22 protein-coding genes are annotated in these 23,813 nt (G+C 37.2%); 7 read left to right on the forward strand and 15 right to left on the reverse strand.

Annotation, left to right across the window (positions count from 1 at the left end; all coding sequences use genetic code 11):
- Positions 1-229 precede the first annotated feature (229 nt).
- The gene (locus RIV7116_RS11645; RefSeq protein ID WP_015118498.1) at positions 230-1,225 is read left to right on the forward strand and encodes an SGNH/GDSL hydrolase family protein; all 996 of its coding nucleotides are present in this window, start codon (positions 230-232) and stop codon (positions 1,223-1,225) included.
- Between the two features lie 356 nt (positions 1,226-1,581).
- Positions 1,582-2,130, forward strand: a complete 549-nt coding sequence (locus RIV7116_RS11650) for a pentapeptide repeat-containing protein (protein ID WP_015118499.1) — start codon at positions 1,582-1,584, stop codon at positions 2,128-2,130.
- Between the two features lie 42 nt (positions 2,131-2,172).
- Here the strand turns inward: RIV7116_RS11650 and folE are convergent, their stop codons facing one another.
- The 5 genes from folE to RIV7116_RS11675 all read right to left on the reverse strand — a co-directional run bounded on the left by folE (position 2,173) and on the right by RIV7116_RS11675 (position 7,224).
- The gene (gene folE, locus RIV7116_RS11655; RefSeq protein ID WP_015118500.1) at positions 2,173-2,829 is read right to left on the reverse strand and encodes a GTP cyclohydrolase I FolE; all 657 of its coding nucleotides are present in this window, start codon (positions 2,827-2,829) and stop codon (positions 2,173-2,175) included.
- 450 nt (positions 2,830-3,279) lie between these two features.
- Positions 3,280-3,540, reverse strand: coding sequence for a hypothetical protein (locus RIV7116_RS11660; protein WP_015118501.1), 261 nt, complete (start codon positions 3,538-3,540; stop codon positions 3,280-3,282).
- 450 nt (positions 3,541-3,990) lie between these two features.
- Complete coding sequence (locus RIV7116_RS11665; RefSeq protein ID WP_015118502.1) at positions 3,991-4,485, reverse strand: hypothetical protein; 495 nt, start codon at positions 4,483-4,485, stop codon at positions 3,991-3,993.
- Between the two features lie 190 nt (positions 4,486-4,675).
- Positions 4,676-6,817 carry a pentapeptide repeat-containing protein gene (locus tag RIV7116_RS11670; protein WP_015118503.1) on the reverse strand — a complete coding sequence of 714 codons (2,142 nt, stop codon included), beginning with the start codon at positions 6,815-6,817 and terminating at the stop codon, positions 4,676-4,678.
- Between the two features lie 59 nt (positions 6,818-6,876).
- Complete coding sequence (locus RIV7116_RS11675) at positions 6,877-7,224, reverse strand: hypothetical protein (protein WP_015118504.1); 348 nt, start codon at positions 7,222-7,224, stop codon at positions 6,877-6,879.
- 314 nt (positions 7,225-7,538) lie between these two features.
- On the opposite strand from RIV7116_RS11675, the gene RIV7116_RS11680 reads away from it, so the two are divergent.
- Positions 7,539-7,979, forward strand: a complete 441-nt coding sequence (locus RIV7116_RS11680) for a hypothetical protein (RefSeq protein ID WP_015118505.1) — start codon at positions 7,539-7,541, stop codon at positions 7,977-7,979.
- Between the two features lie 94 nt (positions 7,980-8,073).
- Here the strand turns inward: RIV7116_RS11680 and RIV7116_RS11685 are convergent, their stop codons facing one another.
- From RIV7116_RS11685 to petB, 5 genes are all read right to left on the reverse strand, one after another.
- Entirely contained in the window at positions 8,074-8,445 is a 372-nt protein-coding gene (locus tag RIV7116_RS11685; protein ID WP_015118506.1) for a hypothetical protein, read from the reverse strand.
- 192 nt (positions 8,446-8,637) lie between these two features.
- Positions 8,638-9,825 (reverse strand): glycosyltransferase, encoded by a 1,188-nt coding sequence (locus RIV7116_RS11690; RefSeq protein WP_015118507.1) that lies wholly within the window; start codon positions 9,823-9,825, stop codon positions 8,638-8,640.
- A 989-nt stretch (positions 9,826-10,814) separates the two neighbouring features.
- The gene (locus RIV7116_RS11695; protein ID WP_015118508.1) at positions 10,815-11,255 is read right to left on the reverse strand and encodes an anti-sigma regulatory factor; all 441 of its coding nucleotides are present in this window, start codon (positions 11,253-11,255) and stop codon (positions 10,815-10,817) included.
- Between the two features lie 625 nt (positions 11,256-11,880).
- Complete coding sequence (petD, locus tag RIV7116_RS11700) at positions 11,881-12,363, reverse strand: cytochrome b6-f complex subunit IV (protein WP_015118509.1); 483 nt, start codon at positions 12,361-12,363, stop codon at positions 11,881-11,883.
- A 244-nt stretch (positions 12,364-12,607) separates the two neighbouring features.
- Positions 12,608-13,255: a cytochrome b6 gene (gene petB, locus RIV7116_RS11705; protein ID WP_015118510.1), complete on the reverse strand. Its 648-nt coding sequence runs from the start codon at positions 13,253-13,255 to the stop codon at positions 12,608-12,610.
- Between the two features lie 400 nt (positions 13,256-13,655).
- Between petB and ctpA the strand changes: the two genes are divergently transcribed.
- Entirely contained in the window at positions 13,656-14,900 is a 1,245-nt protein-coding gene (gene ctpA, locus RIV7116_RS11710) for a carboxyl-terminal processing protease CtpA (protein ID WP_044291752.1), read from the forward strand.
- A 43-nt stretch (positions 14,901-14,943) separates the two neighbouring features.
- Here ctpA and RIV7116_RS11715 read toward each other — a convergent pair whose 3' ends face one another.
- A complete protein-coding gene (locus tag RIV7116_RS11715) occupies positions 14,944-15,633 on the reverse strand; it encodes a hypothetical protein (protein WP_015118512.1) in 690 nt (229 codons plus the stop codon).
- 467 nt (positions 15,634-16,100) lie between these two features.
- Between RIV7116_RS11715 and RIV7116_RS11720 the strand changes: the two genes are divergently transcribed.
- Together RIV7116_RS11720 and RIV7116_RS11725 are read left to right on the forward strand one after the other, a co-directional pair.
- Entirely contained in the window at positions 16,101-17,585 is a 1,485-nt protein-coding gene (locus RIV7116_RS11720; RefSeq protein ID WP_015118513.1) for a site-2 protease family protein, read from the forward strand.
- 270 nt (positions 17,586-17,855) lie between these two features.
- Complete coding sequence (locus RIV7116_RS11725; RefSeq protein WP_015118514.1) at positions 17,856-19,547, forward strand: hypothetical protein; 1,692 nt, start codon at positions 17,856-17,858, stop codon at positions 19,545-19,547.
- Positions 19,548-19,618: 71 nt separating this feature from the next.
- On the opposite strand, the gene RIV7116_RS11730 is transcribed toward RIV7116_RS11725, so the two are convergent.
- From RIV7116_RS11730 to RIV7116_RS11745, 4 genes are all read right to left on the reverse strand, one after another.
- Entirely contained in the window at positions 19,619-20,185 is a 567-nt protein-coding gene (locus tag RIV7116_RS11730; protein WP_015118515.1) for a phycobiliprotein lyase, read from the reverse strand.
- A 193-nt stretch (positions 20,186-20,378) separates the two neighbouring features.
- Complete coding sequence (locus RIV7116_RS11735) at positions 20,379-21,062, reverse strand: HEAT repeat domain-containing protein (RefSeq protein ID WP_015118516.1); 684 nt, start codon at positions 21,060-21,062, stop codon at positions 20,379-20,381.
- Positions 21,063-21,132: 70 nt separating this feature from the next.
- Positions 21,133-21,699, reverse strand: coding sequence for a hypothetical protein (locus RIV7116_RS11740; RefSeq protein WP_015118517.1), 567 nt, complete (start codon positions 21,697-21,699; stop codon positions 21,133-21,135).
- 63 nt (positions 21,700-21,762) lie between these two features.
- Positions 21,763-23,196, reverse strand: a complete 1,434-nt coding sequence (locus RIV7116_RS11745; protein WP_015118518.1) for an MFS transporter — start codon at positions 23,194-23,196, stop codon at positions 21,763-21,765.
- Positions 23,197-23,261: 65 nt separating this feature from the next.
- On the opposite strand from RIV7116_RS11745, the gene RIV7116_RS11750 reads away from it, so the two are divergent.
- Entirely contained in the window at positions 23,262-23,780 is a 519-nt protein-coding gene (locus RIV7116_RS11750) for a phosphoribosyltransferase (protein ID WP_015118519.1), read from the forward strand.
- Positions 23,781-23,813: the final 33 nt, after the last annotated feature.

Consider the following 23,813-nt stretch of genomic DNA (forward strand, 5'->3'; position numbering starts at 1 on the left):
TGGGCATTGGTAATTGGTAATTGGTAATTGGGCATTGGGCATTGGGCATTGGGCATTGCTAACTCGTAATTGGTAATTTCCAACTCGCTACTCGCTACTTAAAACGAGTAACTGCTCACTACTCACTGCTGACTGTTAACTGTTTCCCCTTCTCCCCCTCTCCCTCCCAATTACCCGTCGTGTATATTGGTGTAATTTGTGCCATTACACGAAAAATAGGTATTCAACGGTGAGATTTCTTTTATTAATTATTGTTACGACAATTGTAGGATTACTTATAACTACAGAAATTGGATTGCGCTTGCTGTTTGGTTTTGGTAATCCTTTAACTTACATAGGTGAAGAAAAAATCGGTTATTTATTGGCTCCTTCTCAGCGTACCCGCCGCTTTGGTAATCGTATAGAAATTAACCAGTATTCAATGCGAGGTGTTGATATTCAACAAACACCTTTATCTTCAAGCTTGAGAATACTGCTTTTAGGAGACTCTATAGCTAATGGTGGTTGGTGGACAGATCAAGAGAACACGATTTCTAATTTAATCATGGGCTTGTTGAAATCGAATTTATCCGAAATATCTCAGGATATTTCGCAAGTAGAAGTACTAAATGCTTCAGCTAATTCGTGGGGACCGAGAAACGAATTAGCTTATTTACAAAGGTTTGGTAGCTTTGGCTCAGAAGCTATAGTGTTGCTAATTAATACCGATGATTTATTTTCAACTACACCGACTTCACTACAAGTCGGACGCGATCGCAATTACCCTTCGCAAAAACCACCCTTGGCATTAGTGGAAATATTCAACCGCTATCTTATAAAGCAAAAACCGATACCGGGACTTAAAGAGATACACAATGAAAGTGGCGATCGTGTTGCTTTAAACCTAGAAGCTATTGCTAAAATTCAAGAATTAGCTAGGGAAAACAATGCAGAGTTTTTATTAGCTATGACTCCGTTGTTGCGAGAAATCGGCGAACCAGGACCCCGCGATTATGAGATAAAAGAACGTCAACGTTTAAAAGAATTTACTAGAGCTAGAGATATTATCTATATCGATTTTTTACCTATATTTAATGCTTCCCAAAATCCAAAGGCTTTGTATCACGACCACATTCATTTTAATTTACAAGGAAATCAGTTAATCAGTAAGGTCATTGAACAAAAATTATTGGAATTGCTACAACAAAATAGACCAAATTATTCTAAATTAGGATTAGTTCAATAAATGTAAAGACGCGGTTTTATTTCTTTGCCTGTTAGCGTTCAGCTTTATCTAAATCTAATATTCAGGGTGTCCGTTAACATATTGGTGCATTATATCGCGTCTTTAAAGATAAAGTCTGAACATTCAAAATTATTAATCAGAATGACAAACTTTTGAGAATTTTTGCATCATTAGTTTAAGTAAATGCTTCATATTAAAAAAAATTTAGCAGAATAAGTTTATTGAGTTTAACTTTAAATTCGAGAAAGTAAATAGGTTAAGTAAGTAAATAGGATTAGGTAAAATTTGTAATTTACCATGAATAAATGCATCTCGATTTATAAACTGATTTATTGGTTAAACAAAGAGGTGAAAATATGGACGCTAATAAGCTTTTAAGCCAACATGGAGCAGGAGAAAAAGATTTTAGTGGAGCAATTCTCCATCAAGCAGATCTAAAAAACACTGATTTAAGTGGTATAAACTTATGTGCTGCCGATTTAAGTGGAGCAGATTTAAGTGGAGCTAGACTTCGAGGATGCAATTTAAGTCGAGCAAATTTAACTGATGCAGATTTGAGTGGAGCAGATTTAACTGGTGCGAATCTTAGCGAGATAAATCTAATTGGCGCAGAGCTAGTTAATGCAAAGTTAGAAAGAGCTAATTTGCAAAAAGCCGACTTAAGAAGCGCTAACTTAGTAAATGCGAATATGCATCAAGCCAATCTCACAGAAGCAGAACTCAGCGGTGCTGACTTAACTAAAGCTAATCTCAACTACGCTAATTTATCCGATAGCAACATTAATGAAGCTGATACCTATAATGCGGATTTAAGTAAATCAAAAACCACAAATCAAGAGATTAACCAAACACAACATCCTACAGGTATACCTCATAGATGGGTAAGTTGGGCTGGCAGTCATTAAGATTATTTTGTAGAGACGTAGCAGTGCTACGTCTCGCTATTTCTACCCAAAATTAGGCTTGTGTCGGATCAAATTCATAAACTCCTCGCGAGTTTTGGCATCTTCAGCAAATACTCCCCGCATCGCACTAGTAACAGTCCAAGAACCTGGTTTTTGCACCCCGCGCATTACCATACACATGTGACTAGCTTCTAAAACCACAGCCACCCCTTGTGGTTTTAATAAACCCTGTAGTGCATCAGCAATTTGTACGGTAAGACGTTCCTGCACCTGTAAGCGTCGTGCATACATTTCGCAAATTCGAGCAACTTTAGATAATCCGATTACCTTTCCATTTGGAATATAGGCTACATGAGCGCGACCAATAACTGGTAAAATATGGTGTTCGCAAGAACTGAAAACATCAATGTCTCGAACCAATACCATTTCGTTGGCATCTTCAGTAAATACTGCACCATTTAACAGTTCATCGAGAGACTCATGATATCCCTTAGTGAGAAACTGCAAAGCTTTGACAACTCTTTTTGGCGTATCTTTTAGTCCTTCACGATTTGGATCTTCTCCTAATCCAATCAGTAAAGTACGTACAGCCTCCATCATTTCTGCTTCGGTTACATTTGGAGGATGAGTTTCCTGTTTGGATAAAGACGATAACGTCCGATTAGAAGAAGGGAGTTCAGGACGAATAGATAGAGTCATTATCTGAGTTCCATTACTTGTCAATAATTAGTATTTAGTTATTGGTTGTTAGTTTCTGCTAGCATCACCTTCATCCCAACTACTAATTACTAATGTTTTCTTAATACTTTTTAATCATAACAAATTATTTTTGACTAAAAAAATATTTATTTTTCGTCCTTAAAAATAGTCGAGAGTGACATATTTTTCAACAGTAATATTTAGTATTTTTTTACAAATAGTGTGTAAGATATAACGATATTTTTGATTATGAAAATAGTTTTTTGGTTAAAACATAATATTTTTTACTCGGTCAATATGCAGAAATACTGCTATAACTTATTATCAAATAAACTATGACGAGTGATAACCATAGATTCAATAAATGATTTCAGGAATATAACCAAAATAAATTTGATCTTAGTTCTCAGTATAAAAAATTATAGTGAAATATTTTTTGAATTCATAAATTTAATGTTTGCCTATAAGAAGAGAAATATCCGCAAGCTTAATATCCGCAATTTTTTTGTGAATTTTATACTGCCGCACGGGATTATCCATGATCGAAATTACCGTTTCAATTGGCGGACAGTCTGCTTCTTTACACTGTAATTGACTCAAACAAATAGAAATATCTTCGTCAATTTCTAAGCATTGATAAATCCATTTTTTAACTTGCTTTATTTGTTGAGATGTAACTTCAGTTGTCTCTCTACTGAATGCAAAATTCATATCAATTTTACGATTATCTATTCTATATAGTTTTGAGTAATTATGCTTTGTTTCGCAAACAGCATAGACATAACCACGCTATATTAGAAGCATAAATTGCCGTTAAAGTTCCTTTAAATCGTCAATATTTTTATTAAATAATTTTACTTAATAATTAAGATTAATAGTATTTTAAATTACCCGAAAAGGTCGCTGATTGACTCCAGAATTTAAAGTATACTTTGTTTATTTGTCTGTCTTATTAATCATTATGAGAAAAAATATGCTTTCAAGTCCACTTGAATATAAAACTCGTACCCAAGCGCTCAACTACAGGAATTAAGCAACTTCGAGCATGTAATTTCAGCTTGATAACGTGTTCGTTTAATAAGTTATCCGAAAATTTATACTTAAAGGGATTTAGAAACCTAGTTTTTTCAGCCAGGTTTCTAAGATTATTTCCCATTGTCTTTAAAACCTTAAACCAACACCACCTTGTATGGAAACAGCGGTATCATTCTGGTCGCGATAAGCGTCGAAAGCAATAATCGCATTACCGAAAATCACAGTGTTGCTATTAGGCACCATATAATCAACACCGGGCTGCAAAGCAAAACTGACTTTATTACCCACGGGAGAAGGTGTATCCCCACCAGCTAAAACTAATCCAGCTCCTAGATAAGCATCAGTCTGCCAGTTAAGAGGAACATCGTAAGAAACCATTGGTACAACCGCCGTGTTTTCACCAATTAAAGCCTGGGTACGAAAAGATATGGGTGTTTCTAATAGCTTGTAACGGACTGCAAGAACTCCACCAACTTGAGCGCCATCGGAAATACCAACAGTCGGACCGACACCAACATAACTACCGTATGCGACTTGAGCTTGCGCGGGTTTTGTCGATAAAGCCAAACTCAAACTCGAACTAATTAAAGCTGTGGAAGCCAAATACTTAAGACATTTCATTTTCCAACCCCCAAACAATTTTAGATTTTAGGTTTTGCGTAAAATTAGAGGGAAGATGTTCTTCTTCAAAACTTTTTTCAGAAAGATTTTGGATTTATGGAAAAACATCTAGCACTTAGGAGTTAAGAATAAGGAGTTAGTAGTTGAAAATTATCTCCCCATCTCCTTGTCTCCCTATTTACTATTTTTACTACGGACAATACTTGTTATGAAAACCTCCTTGAGTACAAATATAAGCTTTTTGATTATCATCTAAATTTTTAACTTGACTAAAATCAACTCCTCTAACAACAGCAGACTGAATTCCAGTTGTTGGAGTATCTACAAACTTGTCTGCTGGATTTTGCTGTCTTGCAGAGAGTATTGTTCCTTGAAAATCTGCTCCTGCTAAATTTGCACCCCGCAAATCGGCAAGACTAAGGTCTGCATTTCGTAAGTTAACGTTTTGTAAATTCGTAGAGCGTAAAATGGCACCAGTCAGTCTTGCCGCACTTAGATTAGCATTACTTAAATTGGCGCGGTCAAGATAAGCTGAAGACAAGTCGGCTCCTTGCCACTCAGTTTTGATTAAATTAGCGTTAGACAACTGCGTTCCGATGGCAACAACACGACCCAAACGAGCGCCGTATAAATCAGCATCGTTTAATCTAGCTTCACCTAAGTCTGCTCCTGTTAAACTTGCATTCTCTAAAACAGCATTGCGTAAATCCGCTTTTGCTAGGCTAGCGCTACTAAGGTTAGCCCCAACCAAACGTGCAGCAGATAAGTTTGCTTTATTCAAGTTTGAACGGCTTAAATTGGTACGAACCATTAAAACTCGACTAAGATTCGCACCGCTTAAATTAGCTTGTTTTAGCTGGGCTTGACTTAAATTGGCAATCCAGTCATCATAGGTGTCCCAACGACCATCTTTACCGGGTCCGCGAAAACGACTACCGGTAAAACTGGCTTTATCCAAATTTGCGTACTTGAAATCAATTCCCCATAAATCAACTTTGTCTAATGCCAAGTTAAAACCAGAATTTTTTGCTTCTCCGTTTTGAGATAGTTGGATGCGGCTTAAATCAATACCATTTGTTTTACCGTTATAAACAAATAGAATTTTATTAATTGCCTGTTGGTTTGCATACAAACTTTTTTCTCGTAATTCTCGTTCTCTGGTTTTATTGCTAGGTAAAGAATCCAACTCTCGCTCTAATAACAGATTCATTCTTTTAAGCTCTGGAATAGCTTGAGTCCCAATACTTACCAAAGCTTGCTGGATACTTTGTACTAAACTGGGGTCGTTTTCTTTCACCAACAAACCAACGAGAAATTTGGTAGCTTGCGAATCTTTTAAAGTTCCTAAAGCTACAATTGTATTCTGCTTATTGACTCTAGAATTGCCATAATACTGTTTTTCGAGTGTTAAAAACTGTCTGCTATTACTTTGCTGTATGGCTTTTTGATTTTCTTGAGTTTGAATATAAATTTGAGTGCCAACTAAAGTTATTAATACACCAGCCATACTTAATAGTGCGACTCCAAGCAAAGTCAGGCTGGGGTTTTGCCGCATCCAAACCCATAAATTATCCTTTTTCTGGTTTTGGGGTGTTACAACAATTGATTCTATCTCTGCTTCTTCGTCTCCCTGCGCCCACATAGATTTATTCTTTCTACGTAAAAGCGCGGGATCGAAAGGAATGGTGGCATCAACCGTGTAAGTTCCTGCAACTCGATCGTGGATCGAGCGACCTTGACGCAACATCGGGAAACCCATTGCTTCAGCAAGGGACATTAACAATGCCAATAGTGCGAAAATACCAAGATTTGGGAACAATAAAGTGTAACGCCACAACATATAAGCTGCGGAAATAGGAAGAGCCAGACGACTTCCTTCCCTTAGCAAAACAGCCCTAAAACCGGGTGGTTGATTTTTGTTTTGGACTACTTTAATTCCAAACAAACGCTTAGGAGTAGTACTGCCGGTTTTAGCCAATAAATACCATTGCCAGCTGCTGAGTGACAGAGGAGCTAATATTGCGATTGTCCATAAGAAATTAGTGGACCATGCGACATTGCGAGTACCATAACTGACGGGTAAAGCCAAAGGATAAGCAATTGTTCTTTCTGCTGCTACCAGTACTGGATTAAGCGGTACGCGCTCCATATTAGTTTTAGTATTTGCATATGCGCCAATACCAAAAGGTACCAAACCGCTGACGGCACAAAGCGTAATCTCTGCGACCCAAGCCGCAACTCGCCGCGAAGAAAGCGAAAGCGGATTAGTTTTTCGAGTTTGTTTTGGTTGGGCCAATTTATTGCTACTTCTCCTTACCGTTGGAGTTGCCATTTAACACCGTTCCTATAAGTTGATTTTTACGCAAAAATATAGCGTAGGGTAGAAATAAATTATTCTTTTATTTGAGAACTGTTACCAGCCACGAAAAAATTGTATCCAAGGTACACTAATCCTGCTAGCAATGCCATACTTATAATAGAAGCAATCAGTTTTAGCGCTGCCTGTAAGATCGCAAAACCGAGCAATAATACTACTATCACAACTATCACTTTGGCTATCGCTGGCAAGTAGTAAAACCAGTTAATGGTTTGCATTAAGTAAAAAATGATGCTTCTTTGGTTTAGTTTATAAGTTGTTAATATTGGCAAAGGAGCAAGTTCTTTTGATTCGGAATTAATTTGAGTAACTAGCTTATAGAGGCGATACTCGTTCAAATTTTCTTGTTTTTGAGGGTTCATGAATGTTTTCTACCTCAGCTAGGAAATTTATATGACAACAAATAAATATATAGACTGCAATTGGCAGTTATGTATGTGATTTTATCTAACAAAACTGTGTATAAGGCAACTATAGTTTACCTGATTTAATCTTTTGATACAGTATGAGATAAAGAAAATAATTCAAGATTGGATATATACAAATAAATATGTAGTCACAAGATAAATCGAAAATATGCGGATTAACGATTTTGTAACTGAAGATAAGTTTGTGCTTATTAAATATTAATTATTTAAATACGCTTGTATAAAATTACAAAAGCATTATTGAAAAAATGAAAACTTCTACTTTTATTAAATTTGCTCCAATAGTTTTGGCATTAAGCTTAATTTTCACCAGCTTTCAAATGGCTAAAGCTGAGGTTATACAAATTGAACGCGATTTTCAACCAGATCCCCTAACTCTTAGCGGTACATCTGGAGGGTTTGAAAAAAGTAATTGTGGCAACATTGGCACAACCCCCAGCCAGGTTATAGAAGTTGCAGAATCACTACCTTACCTACGCTTGACAGTAGAAAGCAAGGGAAAGCCAACATTATTGATTGACGGTCCAGAAGGTCGTTTTTGCGTATTAGGGGATAGTTATTCTCAAGATAAGCCAGAAATTTCTGGATATTGGCAGGCAGGAAAGTATTCTTTGTACATAGGCGATTTGTCTAAGCAGCAGCATTCCTACACCCTCTTAATATCCCAACAGAAGATGCCACAAAAATAGTTAAATGTCAAGAAACAAAGGTTTTAGATCCTTATTTGACAAAGCAATGGATGTTATACCTGTAATTTGAATTTGCCAATCATTGAGAGAGATTCTACTCTTCAAGTGATTTTGCAGGTACTTCTACTGCTGTCACGTCAATAGTTCCTTCTGGAGTGAAGCGTTGGAGAGTCCGATTTTGTATAAGCAATTTTTCGCCACAGCTAGGACATTGTAGCTGAGTATTGTTCAAGCCCGTAATTTGTGCAGAGCAAACCGGACAGTTATCGACAATCAAACTACGTTGTAACCACCAACGAAACCCGAAAAAAGCCACAATAGGTGCTATAAACAGTAATCCAAGAATAATTAATAACGAATTAACTAACCAACCCAAGCCGAACGTACCCAGCAACCAAACAATTGCGAATAGGGTAAGCCAAGGACGTAGATGAGATAAATTTGATTGAAAGGTTTTAAAGCTCATTTTTAAATAATCCAAGTCTCCTTCTAGGATAGCGAGTTTATCTTACAGTCAAGCTAAGTCCTTGAAATAAAATATTAAAAAATTATACAAACGAAAAAGGTTAAGAATCGAAAGATGGTGGATAGAGAGACAAAGGAGGCAAGTCTACTAAAAGAAAAGAATTTCTAGCCCCCAATTCAAGGCTCCCAACTCCTAACTTTTTTTGATTGAAGATAAAAACTGTTGCTGCAATCGTTTTTGAAACGCTTCTATGCCAAATTCTGATATTGCCTGTTTTCTCAACCATGCTCCATCACAGCGTTGGTCATCTCCTTTGAGAATTTCGATACAAGCTGCTGCAACAGCATCTGAATCGCGATGCGGTACTCGCCAACCCAATTTACCATCTTGTAATGGATCGGCAGAACCATCGTCATCACCCGATAATACCGGTACGCCACAAGCCATTGCTTCTAAATAAACAATACCAAAACCTTCTTGAGACGGCATAATATAAGCATCAGCGAGACGATAATGCTCTACTAATTCCTCTGTAGGAACGAATCCAGCAAAGACTACCTTATCTTCAACTCCTAAATCTTTTGCTAACTGCATTAAGCGGGGTTTGTCATCACCACGTCCAATTACTAAATATTTAACTTCAGGAAAAACTGTTTGTATTTGCGATAATGCTCGAATTGTAACATCTACTCCTTTGTAAATATCACCAGACCACAATCGCGTTACGCTCATCAAAACTTTTGCTTGCTTCAATCCGTAATGTTCCAATAAATTTTCTGGTTTTGCTCCTGGAGTAAAGCGATCGCCATTGACAGCACAAGGCAAAATTTTGATTTTACTAGTATTTAAACTATTGGCACTACTAGCAATTTCACGAGTATAGCGACTTACCGTCCAAATTTGTGAAGCTTTTTGGAGATTAGTTTGAGTTAATTTAGGTAATGGCTGCCAAACCTCTTTACCATGAGTAATTACGGTATAGGGGATCCCCAAAGGTTGACATAAAGTACCAATTAAAGGGGCGAGGTAAGCGTGACCGCAGTATACATGATCGGGACGTTGTTGAATTAGACATTTCAGCAATGCCAAAGTCATTTTTGTTCGTCCGACTTGAAAAGATTTAGCTTTGAAATAGTGAAATTGCAATCGTTCCGATTCAAAAGGATTAGCACAACCTTTTGAATCTCTTAGTAAAAATACTTCTCCATAAAGCGGTTCTGATAATGTGTTATAAGCTTTAAACACATCTTTTACATAGGATTGAATACCACCTTCACGAGAAAAAACTTCTAAAAAAACAAAAAGATGATTGAGCTTTTGATTGTTGTTGCTCTTTCTCAAATTAACGTATTTTTTTTTATTTGTTTTTGTAATTAACATTTTTTATATTTCCAATATATATTATTAAGATGACTAAAATTTATTATCCAATTGCGTTAGCGATAATTGTATGGTTCGCTAAATTTATATTAGTAATATAGTCTTCAAAACTAATAATTATATTCACGCTAATTGTTTGAAGACAATGTTTTTTTAGATTGTGCTTTCGATTTTTCTGTTTTTTTACAGTTTTTTAGATAAAACGATTAGATAAAACAATCTGTATAAATATGTTTCATTAATTAAAGGTGAAAAAAAACAACGCACTGAATAGTTTTGGCTCTCGCTGCCAAATTGTAACAAATATCTAGCTGTAACTCTAATGCTATGTATACGGGTATCTAAAAAAATATTTTATACACTTTTTATAAGTATTAGATATTTATGAAATTTATTTAAAATTTATTCAAACTAAAGCAGCAAATTTGTTTAAAATTTTATATAAGATTTCTATAATAGATATATAACCTGTATTAATGCTGAATGATTACTTGTAATAAAACTTTCTTGCACTTAAGTTAAGTTATTCACAGTTTGTCTGCTGCGATTCAAATATTAAGTCTAAACCGTCTGACAGACACTACAAGAATTTAAACTTTTTCAGCTATACAATGTAACTGTGCAGTAACTGACAAAGCAGAATAAGTAAGTCAGCATAAAAAATTGAAGTTATGTCCACAGCGAATGGAACGTCACCGCAACGTCTGTCGTTCACCTTCACCGCAGGTTGTCTCGAATAGTTAGATCGCGATCCCAAAAGTTTTGTGGGAATACATTCTGTTATATAGTTAAGTTTATTTGTGCCGACTTACTTACTTAAATTTTTCCTTACCTTGGCAATGCGCGTTTTGTTAAAAATCTCGGAAAATACGAACATGCTCTCAAAAAATTTCATTAAATCCAGTTAAATAGATTTTTTGCCAAATCGAAGATGCTTGGGACTTACTTGTCAAATAACGTACAGATTTTATAATCATCCCTAGCCCCAATTAATTTTCTTGCGTACCATATTTGACGATGAGCAAACAGTTTCTGCCATCCGTATCGCGTTCGTAAACAACTTTATCAGCTAATCTTCTCAATAGAAACCACCCATACCCCCCTACTTGTAGAGTACCGGGTTCTGGTTCGGCTATTGCATCTGGATTAAATGGCTTACCGTAATCCCAGATTCTAATTTCTAGTTTGTCATTCCACAGCAATACATCAATATCAATGTTTGTTTCTGGTGGTAAAGCTTGATGCGCGTGACGAACGGCATTTGTAAAGCCTTCGGCTAATGCTAAATTAAGTCGATATTGTTGACTTTCGAGCCAACTAAGCCCAGACAAATTACGCAGACAGAATTGTTCAAACCACTGTTGTACTAGGTTTAGAAGCTTGAGTTCGCTCTTAACCGTCAGATGGTCTTGCTCCACAATTGCTAGCATTGACCTTGACTTCTATATTAGTGAATTAGTTTTACTTACATCTTTTATAGTTTATAAAACTCAGATTTTAAAATCTGATTTGCTCTTCTTACTTTAAAAAGTCCCATGCATAATCTAAATTCACTGGGGTTCGCTCATGGACTTAAATGCTTATTCAAATTTACGAGGACTCCATATGTTAGCTATTTTACTACTTTACTATATATCCTTAAATAGATATTTAGACTCTAATACAATAGTCTCGATCTCCAATTACGTTTTGTTGATATTTTGCTGATAGAGGGTTCTGGGATTGTCAAAGTAGGGAAAGAAAAAAGAGCTTTAAGGTGTTTTAGATTATAGTTTATTCTGTAACGCTTTAAATATTATCTTCAAAAATTTTTTAAAAATTATTATACTTAGTTCAAGTATTTATACTTAGCTTAAGCTTTTGACTATTAATTGCTAAAGGTAACTTTCAATATCCCACGCTATCAAGCTAAAATCAGTCAAATCGATACAATTATAAGTTTTATTAAATTTAGCGCCTGTTAGAGTTTCCCAAAAGCACCTACAAAAGCACTTTTAAGAGAAACTCCACAGGCGCTAAAGCCTACCTATGCTTTTAAAAAGCTACAAAGCTCCCCTAGAAAAGTCCTAAAGTAAGAGACTTGTCCAATGGGAAAGTTGCGCCAATACCTAAATAGATAGTAACCAAAGTTCCAAAGAGGAATACAGCGGTAGCTACGGGACGACGGAAAGGATTTTGAAACTTGTTCACGTTTTCAATGAAGGGAACAAGAATTAATCCTAAAGGCACTGCAGCCATTGCTAACACCCCTAAAAGTTTGTTAGGAAGCGAACGCAAAATTTGGAAAACTGGGTACAAATACCACTCAGGTAAAATTTCTAAAGGTGTTGCAAATGGATTTGCTGGTTCTCCTGTCATCGCAGGATCTAGCACTGCTAGAGCTACGATACAAGCGAAGGAACCCATAATTACAACTGGGAAAACGTAGAGCAAGTCATTAGGCCAAGCAGGTTCACCATAATAATTGTGACCCATGCCTTTTGCTAATTTGGCTCTCAATTGTGGATCGCTTAGATCCGGTTTCTTTACTGTTGCCATTTTTTTAGGTACTCTTCTACTGAAGTTGAGTATTGTGAATCTCGATTCAACTGTCGGCTATTGTGCAGTAATAAAGGAATCTTGAGCCTCTAAAACTGAAGGTAGAAGTATTTGCTTCTGCCGGTCTGTTATTAGACCAATTTTAAAACAAATAATTCACTACTTGTGGTTTTAGAGATGTCATATTCCGTCACTGTTTTAGTTTTCCTGAAATTCCGCTCAGATCAAAATATTTAGCTCGAACTTATAACGGACCGCTAATACCTTGTTTGCGAATCATCAAGAAATGCGCCAGCATAAATACTGCGATTAACCAAGGTAGTACAAAAGTATGAGCGCTGTAGTAGCGAGTCAAAGTAGCTTGTCCTACGCTGGAACCGCCACGCAATAAGTCAGAAATTAAAACTCCGACTACAGGAATTGCTTCTGGCACACCACTTACAATTTTTACAGCCCAGTAACCAATCTGATCCCAAGGTAAAGAGTAGCCAGTAACGCCGAAAGAAACGGTGATTACAGCCAGAACTACACCAGTTACCCAAGTTAGTTCGCGGGGCTTCTTGAACCCACCAGTTAAATAAACTCGGAAGGTGTGCAAAATCATCATCAACACCATCATGCTGGCAGACCAGCGATGAACGGAGCGAATTAGCCAACCAAAGCTTACTTCGTTCATGATGAACTCAACGGAAGAATAAGCTTCAGCAACAGTTGGCTTGTAATAAAAAGTCATTGCAAATCCAGTTGCGAACTGGATTAAAAAGCAAGTAAGAGTTATTCCACCCAAGCAGTAGAAAATATTTACATGGGGGGGAACATACTTGCTTGTAACATCATCAGCTAGCGCTTGGACTTCTAAGCGCTCATCAAACCAGTCAATTACGTTGGTCATACAACCCAGATTCCTAGATATAGATTGCGGTTGATAATTATCTCAACAATCGGCTTCATCAGCCAACTGAGATTTTGAACGGACACCAAGAAAGTCAATTTACCTTTAAACTATCAGAGTGATGATAATTTAAAAAAATTAACAGTTTCTCAGGAGGGAATGTATTGCGTTCTAATTGCACCCGACCCACTAAAAAATAGATGGATACAAAGTAGATCATAGCGTTTAGCGGGCGCTATTTACCCAATTATTTGAAGTCTTCTGCCGGAAATCAATCGCGGAAAAAACACTTCTATAAAAAAAGTAACATAATCGAGAGATAGATTTCATTTTATCGGAGATCGTGAAAGCTGCTTTGAGATATGTAAATTTGGTTAAAGTAAAAGTAAAAATTGAGTATATGGATAATTCAAAGGTTTTTCGGAGTATTTTATCTTTTATTATGGCGTTGTGGCTGGCATTTGGTAGCTTTTGCTCTCCAGCAGCAGCCTTAACAGATGAGCAGAAACTGGTATCGCAAGCTTGGCGAATAGTCAATCGGACTTATTTAGATGACACTTTTAACCATCAAAATTGGGCGCAGGTGCGGCAAGAAGCTTTGAAAACAAGGCTTAAAGACAGCCAAACAGCTTATCAAGCAATTCAAAATATGCTCAAAACCCTTGATGACCCTTTTACAAGGTTTTTAGACCCGCGACAGTATCGCAGTCTACAAGTAAATACTTCTGGAGAATTAACAGGGGTTGGATTGCAAATTGCTTTAAACTCGGAAACGGGTAAATTAGAAGTAGTTACACCCATCGCAGGTTCTCCAGCTGAAAAAGCAGGAATTTTACCCCGCGATCGCATTGTCAAGATTGAAGGTACTCCTACAGATAATCTCACTCTTGATGAAGCAGCTTCTTTGATGCGCGGCAGAATTGGAACTGCTGTGAGCTTACTTATAGAGAGGGATTCTTCCTCTCCCAAAGAAATTTCCATCATACGCGATCGCATTACATTAAATCCGGTAATTGCTAAACTGCAAAAAAGTAAAAAAAATAATATTGGCTATATCCGCTTGACTCAATTTAATGCTAATGCGCCAATAAAATTAGCGAATGCAATTAGCGAATTAGAAGAAAAAGGGGCTGATGGCTACATTCTTGACTTACGAAATAATCCTGGTGGTTTGTTACAAGCTGGAATCGAAGTTGCTCGTCTGTGGTTAGATTCAGGTATTGTAGTTTATACGGTTAATCGGCAAGGTGTTCAAGGAAATTTTGAATCTTCCGGTCCAGCATTAACAAAAGACCCATTAGTTGTATTAGTAAATCAAGGAACAGCCAGCGCCAGCGAAATTTTGGCAGGTGCCCTACAAGATAATAAACGTGCCACTCTCGTAGGAGAAAAAACTTTTGGAAAAGGCTTGATACAATCATTATTTGAATTATCAGACGGTTCTGGCTTAGCGGTGACAATCGCTAAATATGAAACCCCCAATCATAGGGATATCAACAAATTAGGTATTACTCCAGATAAAGTGATGCCCTCCGAACCAATCGCAATCAATCAAGTAGCTACTTCCGATGACGTTCAATATCAAACAGCTGTTGAACTTTTAGAGTCAACAACTATTGCTCAACGGTTAGGAGCTAGGAGCTAGGATTTACCTATCCGCCTCTTTTCCAATGTCTAATTCCCAATCTTCAAAGAAGAGGTTTTGCCTTCTGTAGCTCTGCGAAATCGAGATTAGCTAAACTGGTGTAAGCGTTATCTATCAGACGTTTTCCTCTGAGAAAACCTGTATTTGCTCCGGGGCAAATGTACTTAAGTGTTTGGGGTGTGAAAGTCTCTAATAATAACTTGATACTTTTGATTTGCCGATGCCAGTGAAATGTTGTAGATGTTTTTAAAGGTACTGGTTCGGCTTGACGATTGGGGACTAAATGTCTTCCTGAAAACAATATTCCTCCCTGGGAATTATAGTGCAAACAAGACGAACCCGGAGAATGACCGGGTGTCCAAATTATTTGCGATACTGAATCAATATTGAATTTGCTATTGATAGCAGTAACCTTTGAGTCGGGTAATAAATAAGCCTCTTGTTCTTGGATTAAAATTTCACAGTCAAAAACTTTCTGGATTTCTGCACTTTTACCAATGGCACCGCGATGGCTAATAAATAACCAACGTACACCACCATTATTTTCTAAAAAGTCTCGATGATTTTCGTCCCAAGCCGGACAGTCAATGAGAATATTGCCTTCGTTTCTTACAATAAAGTAAGCTGTTCCTCCCAAAGTATCTCGATTGGGAGGAAATGCAAAAATAGAGTTGAGAATTGCTTTTGGTAGCTTGCGTGCATGATTGCTTTGCTCTTGGGATGAGGAGCGCATAAGAAAAAATTGTGTTATGGAGAAGGGTTGTCAGTTTGTATCGACAAAATAATTAGTTCGATTTTTAGATGGAGGAATTTTGAATTTTGCCTCCTCTTTGTTAAAAGCAAAAGATTTTGCGATCGACTGCACGTTAAGGTGAAAATTTATGCACGGGATTTAGGATGCAAGTATTATTGATCAACCGCAAACCGAATCAAGTCTATTCATTCGCTCGTACCTTAGGGCGAACGAAAGGAATATACGATTTTACCGTGCAAGGATTATACTTTTCATCGTTCGTTCAAAGTTTAATCTAAAATCTAGAGTCTAAAATTCAAAATTTAGGGAAAGTTTCGGTTAATGCGATAAGCAACGATTGACAACAGTTTCCGCAAAAGATTGGATTGATAATCCATTTTTTTTGACATTTGTATGCACTAATAAGACTACTGCAAGACATTTCCAAAAGAATAAATGAAAATAAAATGATATTTTGGCTTCTAATTATTTTAGGAATATTGATTTACTATATCCTCAGAAAGGAGGTTACGAAACTAACGAAAACTCCTCCTTGGCTGTTGTGGTTAGTATTGATGGCACCACCGATAATATGGATTAGTTGGGCAATCAAGTATGGGACTCAAATACCATTAGGGCTGTTTTTTGGGTCATTGGTAATTTGTACTGTATTATACAACGTGCTATTTGAGTGGGGTCGTATTCCGGTTAAGCAACAGAAAAAACCATCTGAAGCAGTCGATATACAAACGGCAGCAACTGTACAGACTAATGTAGAACCAACACGATTGCGCCCTATTGAGCCAGCAGAGGAAAGTCAACTCCGCTCTTGTTTTCCTTGGTCTGTGTACTATATTCACAATATTGAATACCGTCCTCAAGCTGTAATTTGTCGGGGTCAATTAAGAACTTCAGCTTTGAGTGCTTACCAGCAAATAAAAGAGAACATCGAAGCACAATTTGGCGATCGCTTCATTTTAATTTTTCAAGAAGGCTTTAACGGCAAGCCGATATTTTTGCTAGTTCCCAATCATCAAGCTGCTAAAGCTGCTGGTGGGGAACCGGAAAAACTAACTAAACCGGGATTAGCCTTATTGTTGCTAGGAGCTACTTTATTAACTACTACTTTAGTGGGAACTAATATTTCCGGGATTCAATATACGACGGAAGAAATATCCGCAAATCCAGGTTTAATATTGCGGGGCTTACCTTATGCTTTATCATTAATGACCATTTTAGGCATACATGAAATGGGTCATTATTTGACAGCAAAATTTTACAAAATTCGCACTACACTGCCCTACTTTATTCCCATGCCTCTTTTCTTGGGAACCTTTGGTGCATTTATTCAGATGCGTAGCCCCGTACCCAATCGTAAAGCTTTATTTGATGTTAGTATTGCTGGACCTTTCGCTGGTTTTGTCGCAAGTTTGCCTTTATTAATATGGGGTTTAGCTAATTCGCAGGTAGTTGAGATGCCAGAAGAAGCACAATTATTAGACACTAATGCTTTAAATCCCAGGCATTCTATATTAATCTCGTTGATTTCAAAATTAGCATTGGGCGCTCAGTTAGCCCCTGATATGGGTATAGATTTACATCCAGTTGCAATAGCGGGTTTCTTAGGAATTATTGTTACGGCATTAAATTTGATGCCCGTGGGACAACTTGATGGCGGGCACATTGTTCACGCTATGTTTGGACAGAAAACGGCGATGATTATCGGACAAACTGCCCGTTTGTTATTGCTGCTGCTTTCCTTTGTGCAGCAACAGTATTTACTGTGGGCACTTTACTTGATATTATTTGTACGCTTAGCTGACGAACCTGCTCTAAACGATGTGACGGAACTGGATAATAAGCGTGATGTTTTGGGGCTTATAGCAATTGCATTGTTAATTATAATTGTGCTGCCACTGCCACAGACATTGTCTCGTTTGCTAAATATTTGACTGGTGTAGAGCTAGAGGCAAAGAGTCTTGAGATTATTGGCGATGCTGGTTGCAAACGTCCCTCACCTTATTTCGGCAAAGGTTAAATTCATTATTGTTTAAATTTAAAATAAATTAACATTACATGGAAATGATTTTGAATGGTAAAGTTTTTACTCTACAAAACGGCTTTGCTTAATATATGATGATGTATCATTCTATCTTTTATTAAAAATAAACATAGGATGAATAACTAACTATATTTAATTTACGGCAAGGATAAAACTAGGAATGACACTGCAAATTCTCTCCACGGTATCAGTATTTTTTGCTCTAATAGTTACCATATTGGTTTTTCAAATAAAAAATGCCATCGGTGCTAGTAAAGTTGAACAAGAAAAATTATTAAAGCTTGTAGAAGACACAAGTGAGTTAAATAAGCAATTGACTCAAATAGTTGCTGACAGTAGTAAACATCAAACCGAATCTTCTGAATATTTAAAAGATAGGGTGAAAAATATAACTGAAACTACGGAAAAAGTTATAGTTCATCTTAGTGAGTTGGATAAAACAAATGCTCAAACGAAGCAAAGTCTTACCCAAGCTTTAGAAAGTAGCAAGAATCTTTCACAAGAAAAATTACAAGCACTAAGCGAGAAATTAGAAGTAGTTTCTTTGGTTTCTGGTAAAGTTGATAATTTAGCTCAAGCGACAGAAAAACTTGAAATACATCTTAGTGATTTAGATAAAGCTAATAATCAAACCCGAGAAAATCTCACTCAAGCAATAGAAGATAACAAAAATCTTTCTCAGCAGAACTTACAGGCACTAAGCGAAAAATTAGAAGCAGTTTCTTCCGTTTCTGATAAAGTCGATAATTTAGCTCAAGCCAATAATCAAACCCGAGAAAGTCTCACTCAAGCAATAGAAGATAACAAAAATCTTTCTCAGCAGAGCTTACAGGCACTAAGCGAAAAATTAGAAGCAGTTTCTTCTGTTTCTGATAAAGTCGATAATTTAGCTCAAGCTAATAATCAAACCCGAGAAAATCTCACTCAAGCAATAGAAGATAACACAAATATTTCTCAAATAAGCTTAAAAGAATTTAGCGAGAAATTAGAAGCAGTTTCTTCCGTTTCTAGCAAAGTTGATAATCTAACCCAAACTACAGAAAAGCTCGAAGCTCATCTTAGTAAGCTAGATAAAGCCAATAATCAAACAAAAGATAGTCTTACTCAAGCAATAGAAGATAACAAAAATATTTCTCAGCAAAGCTTAAAGGAATTTAGCGAAAAATTAGAAGCAGTTTCTTCCGTTTCTAGCAAAGTTGACAATCTAACCCAAACTACAGAAAAGCTCGAAGCTCATCTGAGCAAGCTAGATAAAGCCAACAATCAAACAAAAGAGAGTCTTACTAAAACTTTAGAAAGTAACAATAACCTTTCTCAAAAAAGTCTCAAGGAATTGAGCGAAAAATTAGAAGCAGTTTCTTCCGTTTCCGATCGAGTTGAGAATCTAAACCAAACTAGCCAAAAACTTGAGAAACACCTAACCCAACTGGATAAAGCAAATACTCATACAAGAGAAAGTCTTACAAAAACTATAGAAGGTAATAGTCAGACTCAAAAGGAATTACAATCATTGAGCGACAAATTAGAAGTCGTTTCTTCGATTCCAACCCAAGTTGAGAATTTAACTAAAACTACAGAAAAACTCGAACAAAATATCGCCCGCTTAGATAAAGGGAATGCTGAATCGCCACAGAACCCAAAATTAGGAGAAATTGACGCACAGTTAAACAATCAGCAAGAACAATTAAAAGCTGTTGTGGAAAAACTAGCTGGATTTGAGACAATGAAAACTCAAATTGATAATGTTGCTAAAACAGTAACTAAACTTGAAAGCAGTTCAAATCAATCAGCGCCACCTAAAAAGCCAAGAAGCAGAACAACTAGTAAAAAAGGTACATCAACTGGCTCATGAATTTTGTTTTTCAGATTTAGTTTGTAGAGACGCGATATATCGCGTCTCTACATTAATTATTAGCTAATAATTTATGATGCGCTGTTAGTTGCTGCATCAGTTTGTTTCGCAGCAGCAGCAGTTCCACCCATACGAATTTCGGAAGTGAAAGAAGCCATACTGAAACCACCGAAACGCTTAAGAACGCCAACACGCATCCGTAGATTTGGGCTTGCGAACCATAAACGTTCTTCAGACCACATAGTTTCGTATTCTGTAGTTAAGGTAAGCGCATCATCGCTACCCATTTTATAAGTTCCAGCAACTGGGGTTTTTTCTGCATAACCCATCTCTCGCAGCAACTTACCGATATTAGGATTATCTAAATCTGGTATCGCAACTAAAACAGTCGAACCTTCGTGTTTTTCTTGATCCCATTCCATAGTGCCGTTCCAAGTTACTCTAGCACCACTATTTCCACTGCTAGGTTCTACTTGATGTTGTTCGCATAATTTAATTACTTCAGGATGATCTGCGGCTAAAGTTTCAATAATAATATCTGATTTGCCACCTTCAGATTGTTTAAAAGCCAAATGATGACTAGTACGATGAGAAAACCATTTACCAGCACTTAATTCAAAAAATTCTTCAATATTCATCTTCCGCAAACAACCTTACATCAAAGTTTTTATAATCCCGCTTTTAAAAATGTAACAGCTAGCAAGTACTATATTGCGAGAAAGTTAAGAAAATCAAATTTTTCGTAGTTGAGAATATATTATCGAACGGGCAGGGATGCCCGTACCACAAGAGAATTCTGATTTTATAGGTGTAGATGTTAAGATTCGGCTTCTATGATAGTTTATTGTTCGCTTGTTCAATTTTGGATAGCGAAATTCTTGCCGATTCGCTAACGTGATTGTGGCTATCTTTTTCTAGATATTTCAAAGCTGAGATACTTTTATCAGTGGGAAGATTTCCTAAAGCTTCTGCTAAACGCTGACGTACTAACCAATCATCTGATTGAGCAAAGCGGAGGATTTTGTCTACTGACTCGATATCTTTGATTTCTCCTAAAGCAGCTACAGCAGCTTGCTGAATCACAACTTCTTCACTTTCGAGGGCTTTGTAAAGTACTTCCTTGGCGCGAGTATCTTTTAAATTACCAAGCGCCACAGCAGCACTGAAACGTACCAACCAATCTGTATCTTCGTAAAAAGCTCGCGATAAAGGTTCTAAAGCTCTATTGTCACCCAAATATCCCAAAGCACCCGCCGCATCGGCTCTGATGCCATAATCTTTATCGGATTCCAATGTTTGGATTAAAATCGGGTAGCAATCCGGTGTTTGTTTAATTCCTAAAGCAAATATCGCCATCGAACGTAGTTGCAAAGATTCATCATCAAGCACCTTTTTAATTAAAGGAACTGCATCCTCTGCGGGCACATTCCTCAAAGAAGCCAGAGCTACCATCCTGTCTCTCAAAGAAGAACTTTCTAATTGACTAGTAATTTCTTGTAAACTTGTATCTGCCATTTTTATTAATTTGGATATAGTTACTTATATTTACATTTCTATAAGTAACATTACTAAGCGCCAACATACATTAGCCCGATGGCAGGTTTTTACGATGATTATTTACCAGCCATAGCAACACAGTACCAGTAATTGCTCCACTAGCAGCCCAGCCTACCCCATTAGATATACTCCCACCGCCAACTTTACAGGCAGATGCACATACATAAGCACCTACCCCGCCTCTGACAATTCCACTCAAAGCGCTAGCAAGTATCCACCAAAGCGCATATCTAAAATAACGACTCAGCACCAACCATTGAGCAAATCCCAAAACTGCAAAATTAATCGGTTGCTGAACGATATTTAACCAAAAAACTTCCCAAAATATACCCGTAGACTTGAGAAATTCAACTACCGGATTGAGAATTTCGCCGGTAAATATCATTAAATAAATACCTAAAATCCAACCAAAACCACTTACAGGTATCCACCACACAGCAGATTTTATATAGCGTCGTAAAACTACCCATTGAGCAATTCCCACTACAAAGCCACTGGCGATTAATTCCCAGAAAAAATCTGTTGGTGCAGCCATATAGCCGATAAACGCACCAGCGATACCGGTTGTCAGCAGCCAGAATAACCATAACGACATAATTCGTAACTATGATTTAGAGGGGGGAGAGGGGGGAGAGGGGGTAGAAATAATTTATAACTGCTAACTGTTATTCTTCCTTCTCTCTTCAAGCTTAAGCAAAATTTCCGCGTGCATTTCGCGGGTGATGGGATAAAAATAAGTTAAAAATAATCCGCAAATTAAACATATTATGGGAATGGGGCCGACAGCGATACGGATGGCTGATAGTGCTGCATCTGGCTGTATTGGTAATTCAGTTTGTCCGGGAACATTTTCCTGGAAGCCCGAAGTTTGCAAAGCGATTCCCACTAAAAATAAACCGAAAGCTAAACCAAATTTTTGCAGCAATACCATAAAGCCGTAAAATACACCTTCACGTCTTTGTCCGGTTTGTAGTTCATCTAATTCGATCACATCTGGCATCATAGACCAAGGTACCAGATAAGCTACCGATACTCCCGAACCTGCTATTACTGCTAAAACATACATTAAATTTATTTGATCGGGTTGTAAAAAGAATAATCCCGACGCTGCGATGATCCATAAAAACATTCCCATAAAGTAAACGGCTTTTTTACCAACTTTTTTACTTAATGCACCCCAAACAAAGAGCATTAATAAAGCTGTTCCCTGTACGCCAATCATGACTGTAGGTACGTCTGATTCCTTCAGCTTCATGCAATAGATAACAAAATAAGGAATAACGCTTGCTGTTATTTGTACCCCCAACCAGGAAAATAGATATATACCAATTACGAATAAAAAAGGTTTATTGTTGAAAACGATTTTGATTTGTTCTCCCATAGGAATCGATTGGCTTTCCTCGCTTTGAGTACGTTTCGCTTCAAAAGCCAAAACGCGATCGCGAGTTCCCCAGACACACCAAAATAGCCCTAAGACTGCAATTACAGCACATACCGCTGCTAAAACTAAATATTGGTGTTGACGATTATCAACTAAAGAAAATATCAGTCTTGCTAAGAATAATGAAAGAATGCTACCGCCGATAGAAAAAGCGAAGCGAATACTATTAAGGCTGGTTCGTTCGTCATAATCTTGAGTTAATTCTGGAGTCATTGCCGTGTAAGGCAAATTAACTACCGTATAAAATACCTGAGATATCACCCCAATGATGACGTAATACCAAAACAGTACCCAAACATTGGTACTTGGTACAATCCACTGCAAAAAGAAGAAAATACCAAAAGGTATCGCACCATACAGCAGCCAAGGGAGACGACGACCCCAACGTTTAGATTCCGTTTTGTCAGTCAAAACCCCTACAAAGGGGTCATTTACAGCATCCCAAATTTTACCCACCATCAAGATGCTGCCAGCTAAACCCGCAGGAATACCAGCGACATTAGTAAAGAAAACTAGCAGAAAAAATACCGAAATATTCGCAGTAATCGCCGGTCCCAAATCCCCCGCACCGTAAGCCAACTTGGTTTTTAAGTTGAGTTTTTTATTTTTATCAACCTCTTGGGGATAACCATCAGCCACAGAATCGCTCATAATACCTACACTCGTATTACAATAAAGGATTTGGCATCTACCATTAATTTTAAATTACCTCTCTTATGCCAGACCTTTATATCTCGTGGTCAGATTATCACCACAAAATAGAACAACTAGCTGCTCAAATTTATCAATCCGGCTGGGAATTCAATCAAATAGTTTGCCTTGCCAGGGGTGGGCTGCGAGTAGGAGATATTCTCTCCCGTATATACAAGCAGCCATTAGCAATATTAGCAACATCATCTTACAGCGGTGCGGGCAAGCAAGAAAGGGGTGAATTAACCTTTTCTCGACATTTAACTATGACTGAAGAGGCACTAGGTTCGCGAATCCTGTTAGTTGATGACCTCGTAGATTCAGGAGTTACGCTCAAAGAGACTATTCCTTGGCTAAAGAAAAATAGTCACTCAAAAATTGAAGAAATTCGCTCTGCCGTAATTTGGTATAAAGCTTGTTCAGTAATAGTCCCCAACTACTACGCCGATTACTTACCCGACAATCCTTGGATACATCAACCATTTGAAGGTTATGAATTTACAAACCCAGCGGAGCTTGCCGAGAAGGTGAGTCAGCCTTGTTGATGTGATAGGTAATGGTTAATAGGTAATTGGTAA

The organism is Rivularia sp. PCC 7116 (genome assembly GCF_000316665.1).
Lineage (GTDB): Bacteria > Cyanobacteriota > Cyanobacteriia > Cyanobacteriales > Nostocaceae > Rivularia.

Bases quoted from the DNA above. Each gene is read 5' to 3' on its own strand.
- RIV7116_RS11650 (WP_015118499.1), top strand. From the start codon at position 1,582: ATGGACGCTAATAAGCTTTTAAGCCAACATGGAGCAGGAGAAAAAGAT.
- folE (WP_015118500.1), bottom strand. From the start codon at position 2,829: ATGACTCTATCTATTCGTCCTGAACTCCCTTCTTCTAATCGGACGTTA.
- RIV7116_RS11660 (WP_015118501.1), bottom strand. From the start codon at position 3,540: ATGAATTTTGCATTCAGTAGAGAGACAACTGAAGTTACATCTCAACAA.
- RIV7116_RS11665 (WP_015118502.1), bottom strand. From the start codon at position 4,485: ATGAAATGTCTTAAGTATTTGGCTTCCACAGCTTTAATTAGTTCGAGT.
- RIV7116_RS11670 (WP_015118503.1), bottom strand. From the start codon at position 6,817: ATGGCAACTCCAACGGTAAGGAGAAGTAGCAATAAATTGGCCCAACCA.
- RIV7116_RS11675 (WP_015118504.1), bottom strand. From the start codon at position 7,224: ATGAACCCTCAAAAACAAGAAAATTTGAACGAGTATCGCCTCTATAAG.
- RIV7116_RS11680 (WP_015118505.1), top strand. From the start codon at position 7,539: ATGAAAACTTCTACTTTTATTAAATTTGCTCCAATAGTTTTGGCATTA.
- RIV7116_RS11685 (WP_015118506.1), bottom strand. From the start codon at position 8,445: ATGAGCTTTAAAACCTTTCAATCAAATTTATCTCATCTACGTCCTTGG.
- RIV7116_RS11690 (WP_015118507.1), bottom strand. From the start codon at position 9,825: ATGTTAATTACAAAAACAAATAAAAAAAAATACGTTAATTTGAGAAAG.
- RIV7116_RS11695 (WP_015118508.1), bottom strand. From the start codon at position 11,255: ATGCTAGCAATTGTGGAGCAAGACCATCTGACGGTTAAGAGCGAACTC.
- petD (WP_015118509.1), bottom strand. From the start codon at position 12,363: ATGGCAACAGTAAAGAAACCGGATCTAAGCGATCCACAATTGAGAGCC.
- petB (WP_015118510.1), bottom strand. From the start codon at position 13,255: ATGACCAACGTAATTGACTGGTTTGATGAGCGCTTAGAAGTCCAAGCG.
- ctpA (WP_044291752.1), top strand. From the start codon at position 13,656: ATGGATAATTCAAAGGTTTTTCGGAGTATTTTATCTTTTATTATGGCG.
- RIV7116_RS11715 (WP_015118512.1), bottom strand. From the start codon at position 15,633: ATGCGCTCCTCATCCCAAGAGCAAAGCAATCATGCACGCAAGCTACCA.
- RIV7116_RS11720 (WP_015118513.1), top strand. From the start codon at position 16,101: ATGATATTTTGGCTTCTAATTATTTTAGGAATATTGATTTACTATATC.
- RIV7116_RS11725 (WP_015118514.1), top strand. From the start codon at position 17,856: ATGACACTGCAAATTCTCTCCACGGTATCAGTATTTTTTGCTCTAATA.
- RIV7116_RS11730 (WP_015118515.1), bottom strand. From the start codon at position 20,185: ATGAATATTGAAGAATTTTTTGAATTAAGTGCTGGTAAATGGTTTTCT.
- RIV7116_RS11735 (WP_015118516.1), bottom strand. From the start codon at position 21,062: ATGGCAGATACAAGTTTACAAGAAATTACTAGTCAATTAGAAAGTTCT.
- RIV7116_RS11740 (WP_015118517.1), bottom strand. From the start codon at position 21,699: ATGTCGTTATGGTTATTCTGGCTGCTGACAACCGGTATCGCTGGTGCG.
- RIV7116_RS11745 (WP_015118518.1), bottom strand. From the start codon at position 23,196: ATGAGCGATTCTGTGGCTGATGGTTATCCCCAAGAGGTTGATAAAAAT.
- RIV7116_RS11750 (WP_015118519.1), top strand. From the start codon at position 23,262: ATGCCAGACCTTTATATCTCGTGGTCAGATTATCACCACAAAATAGAA.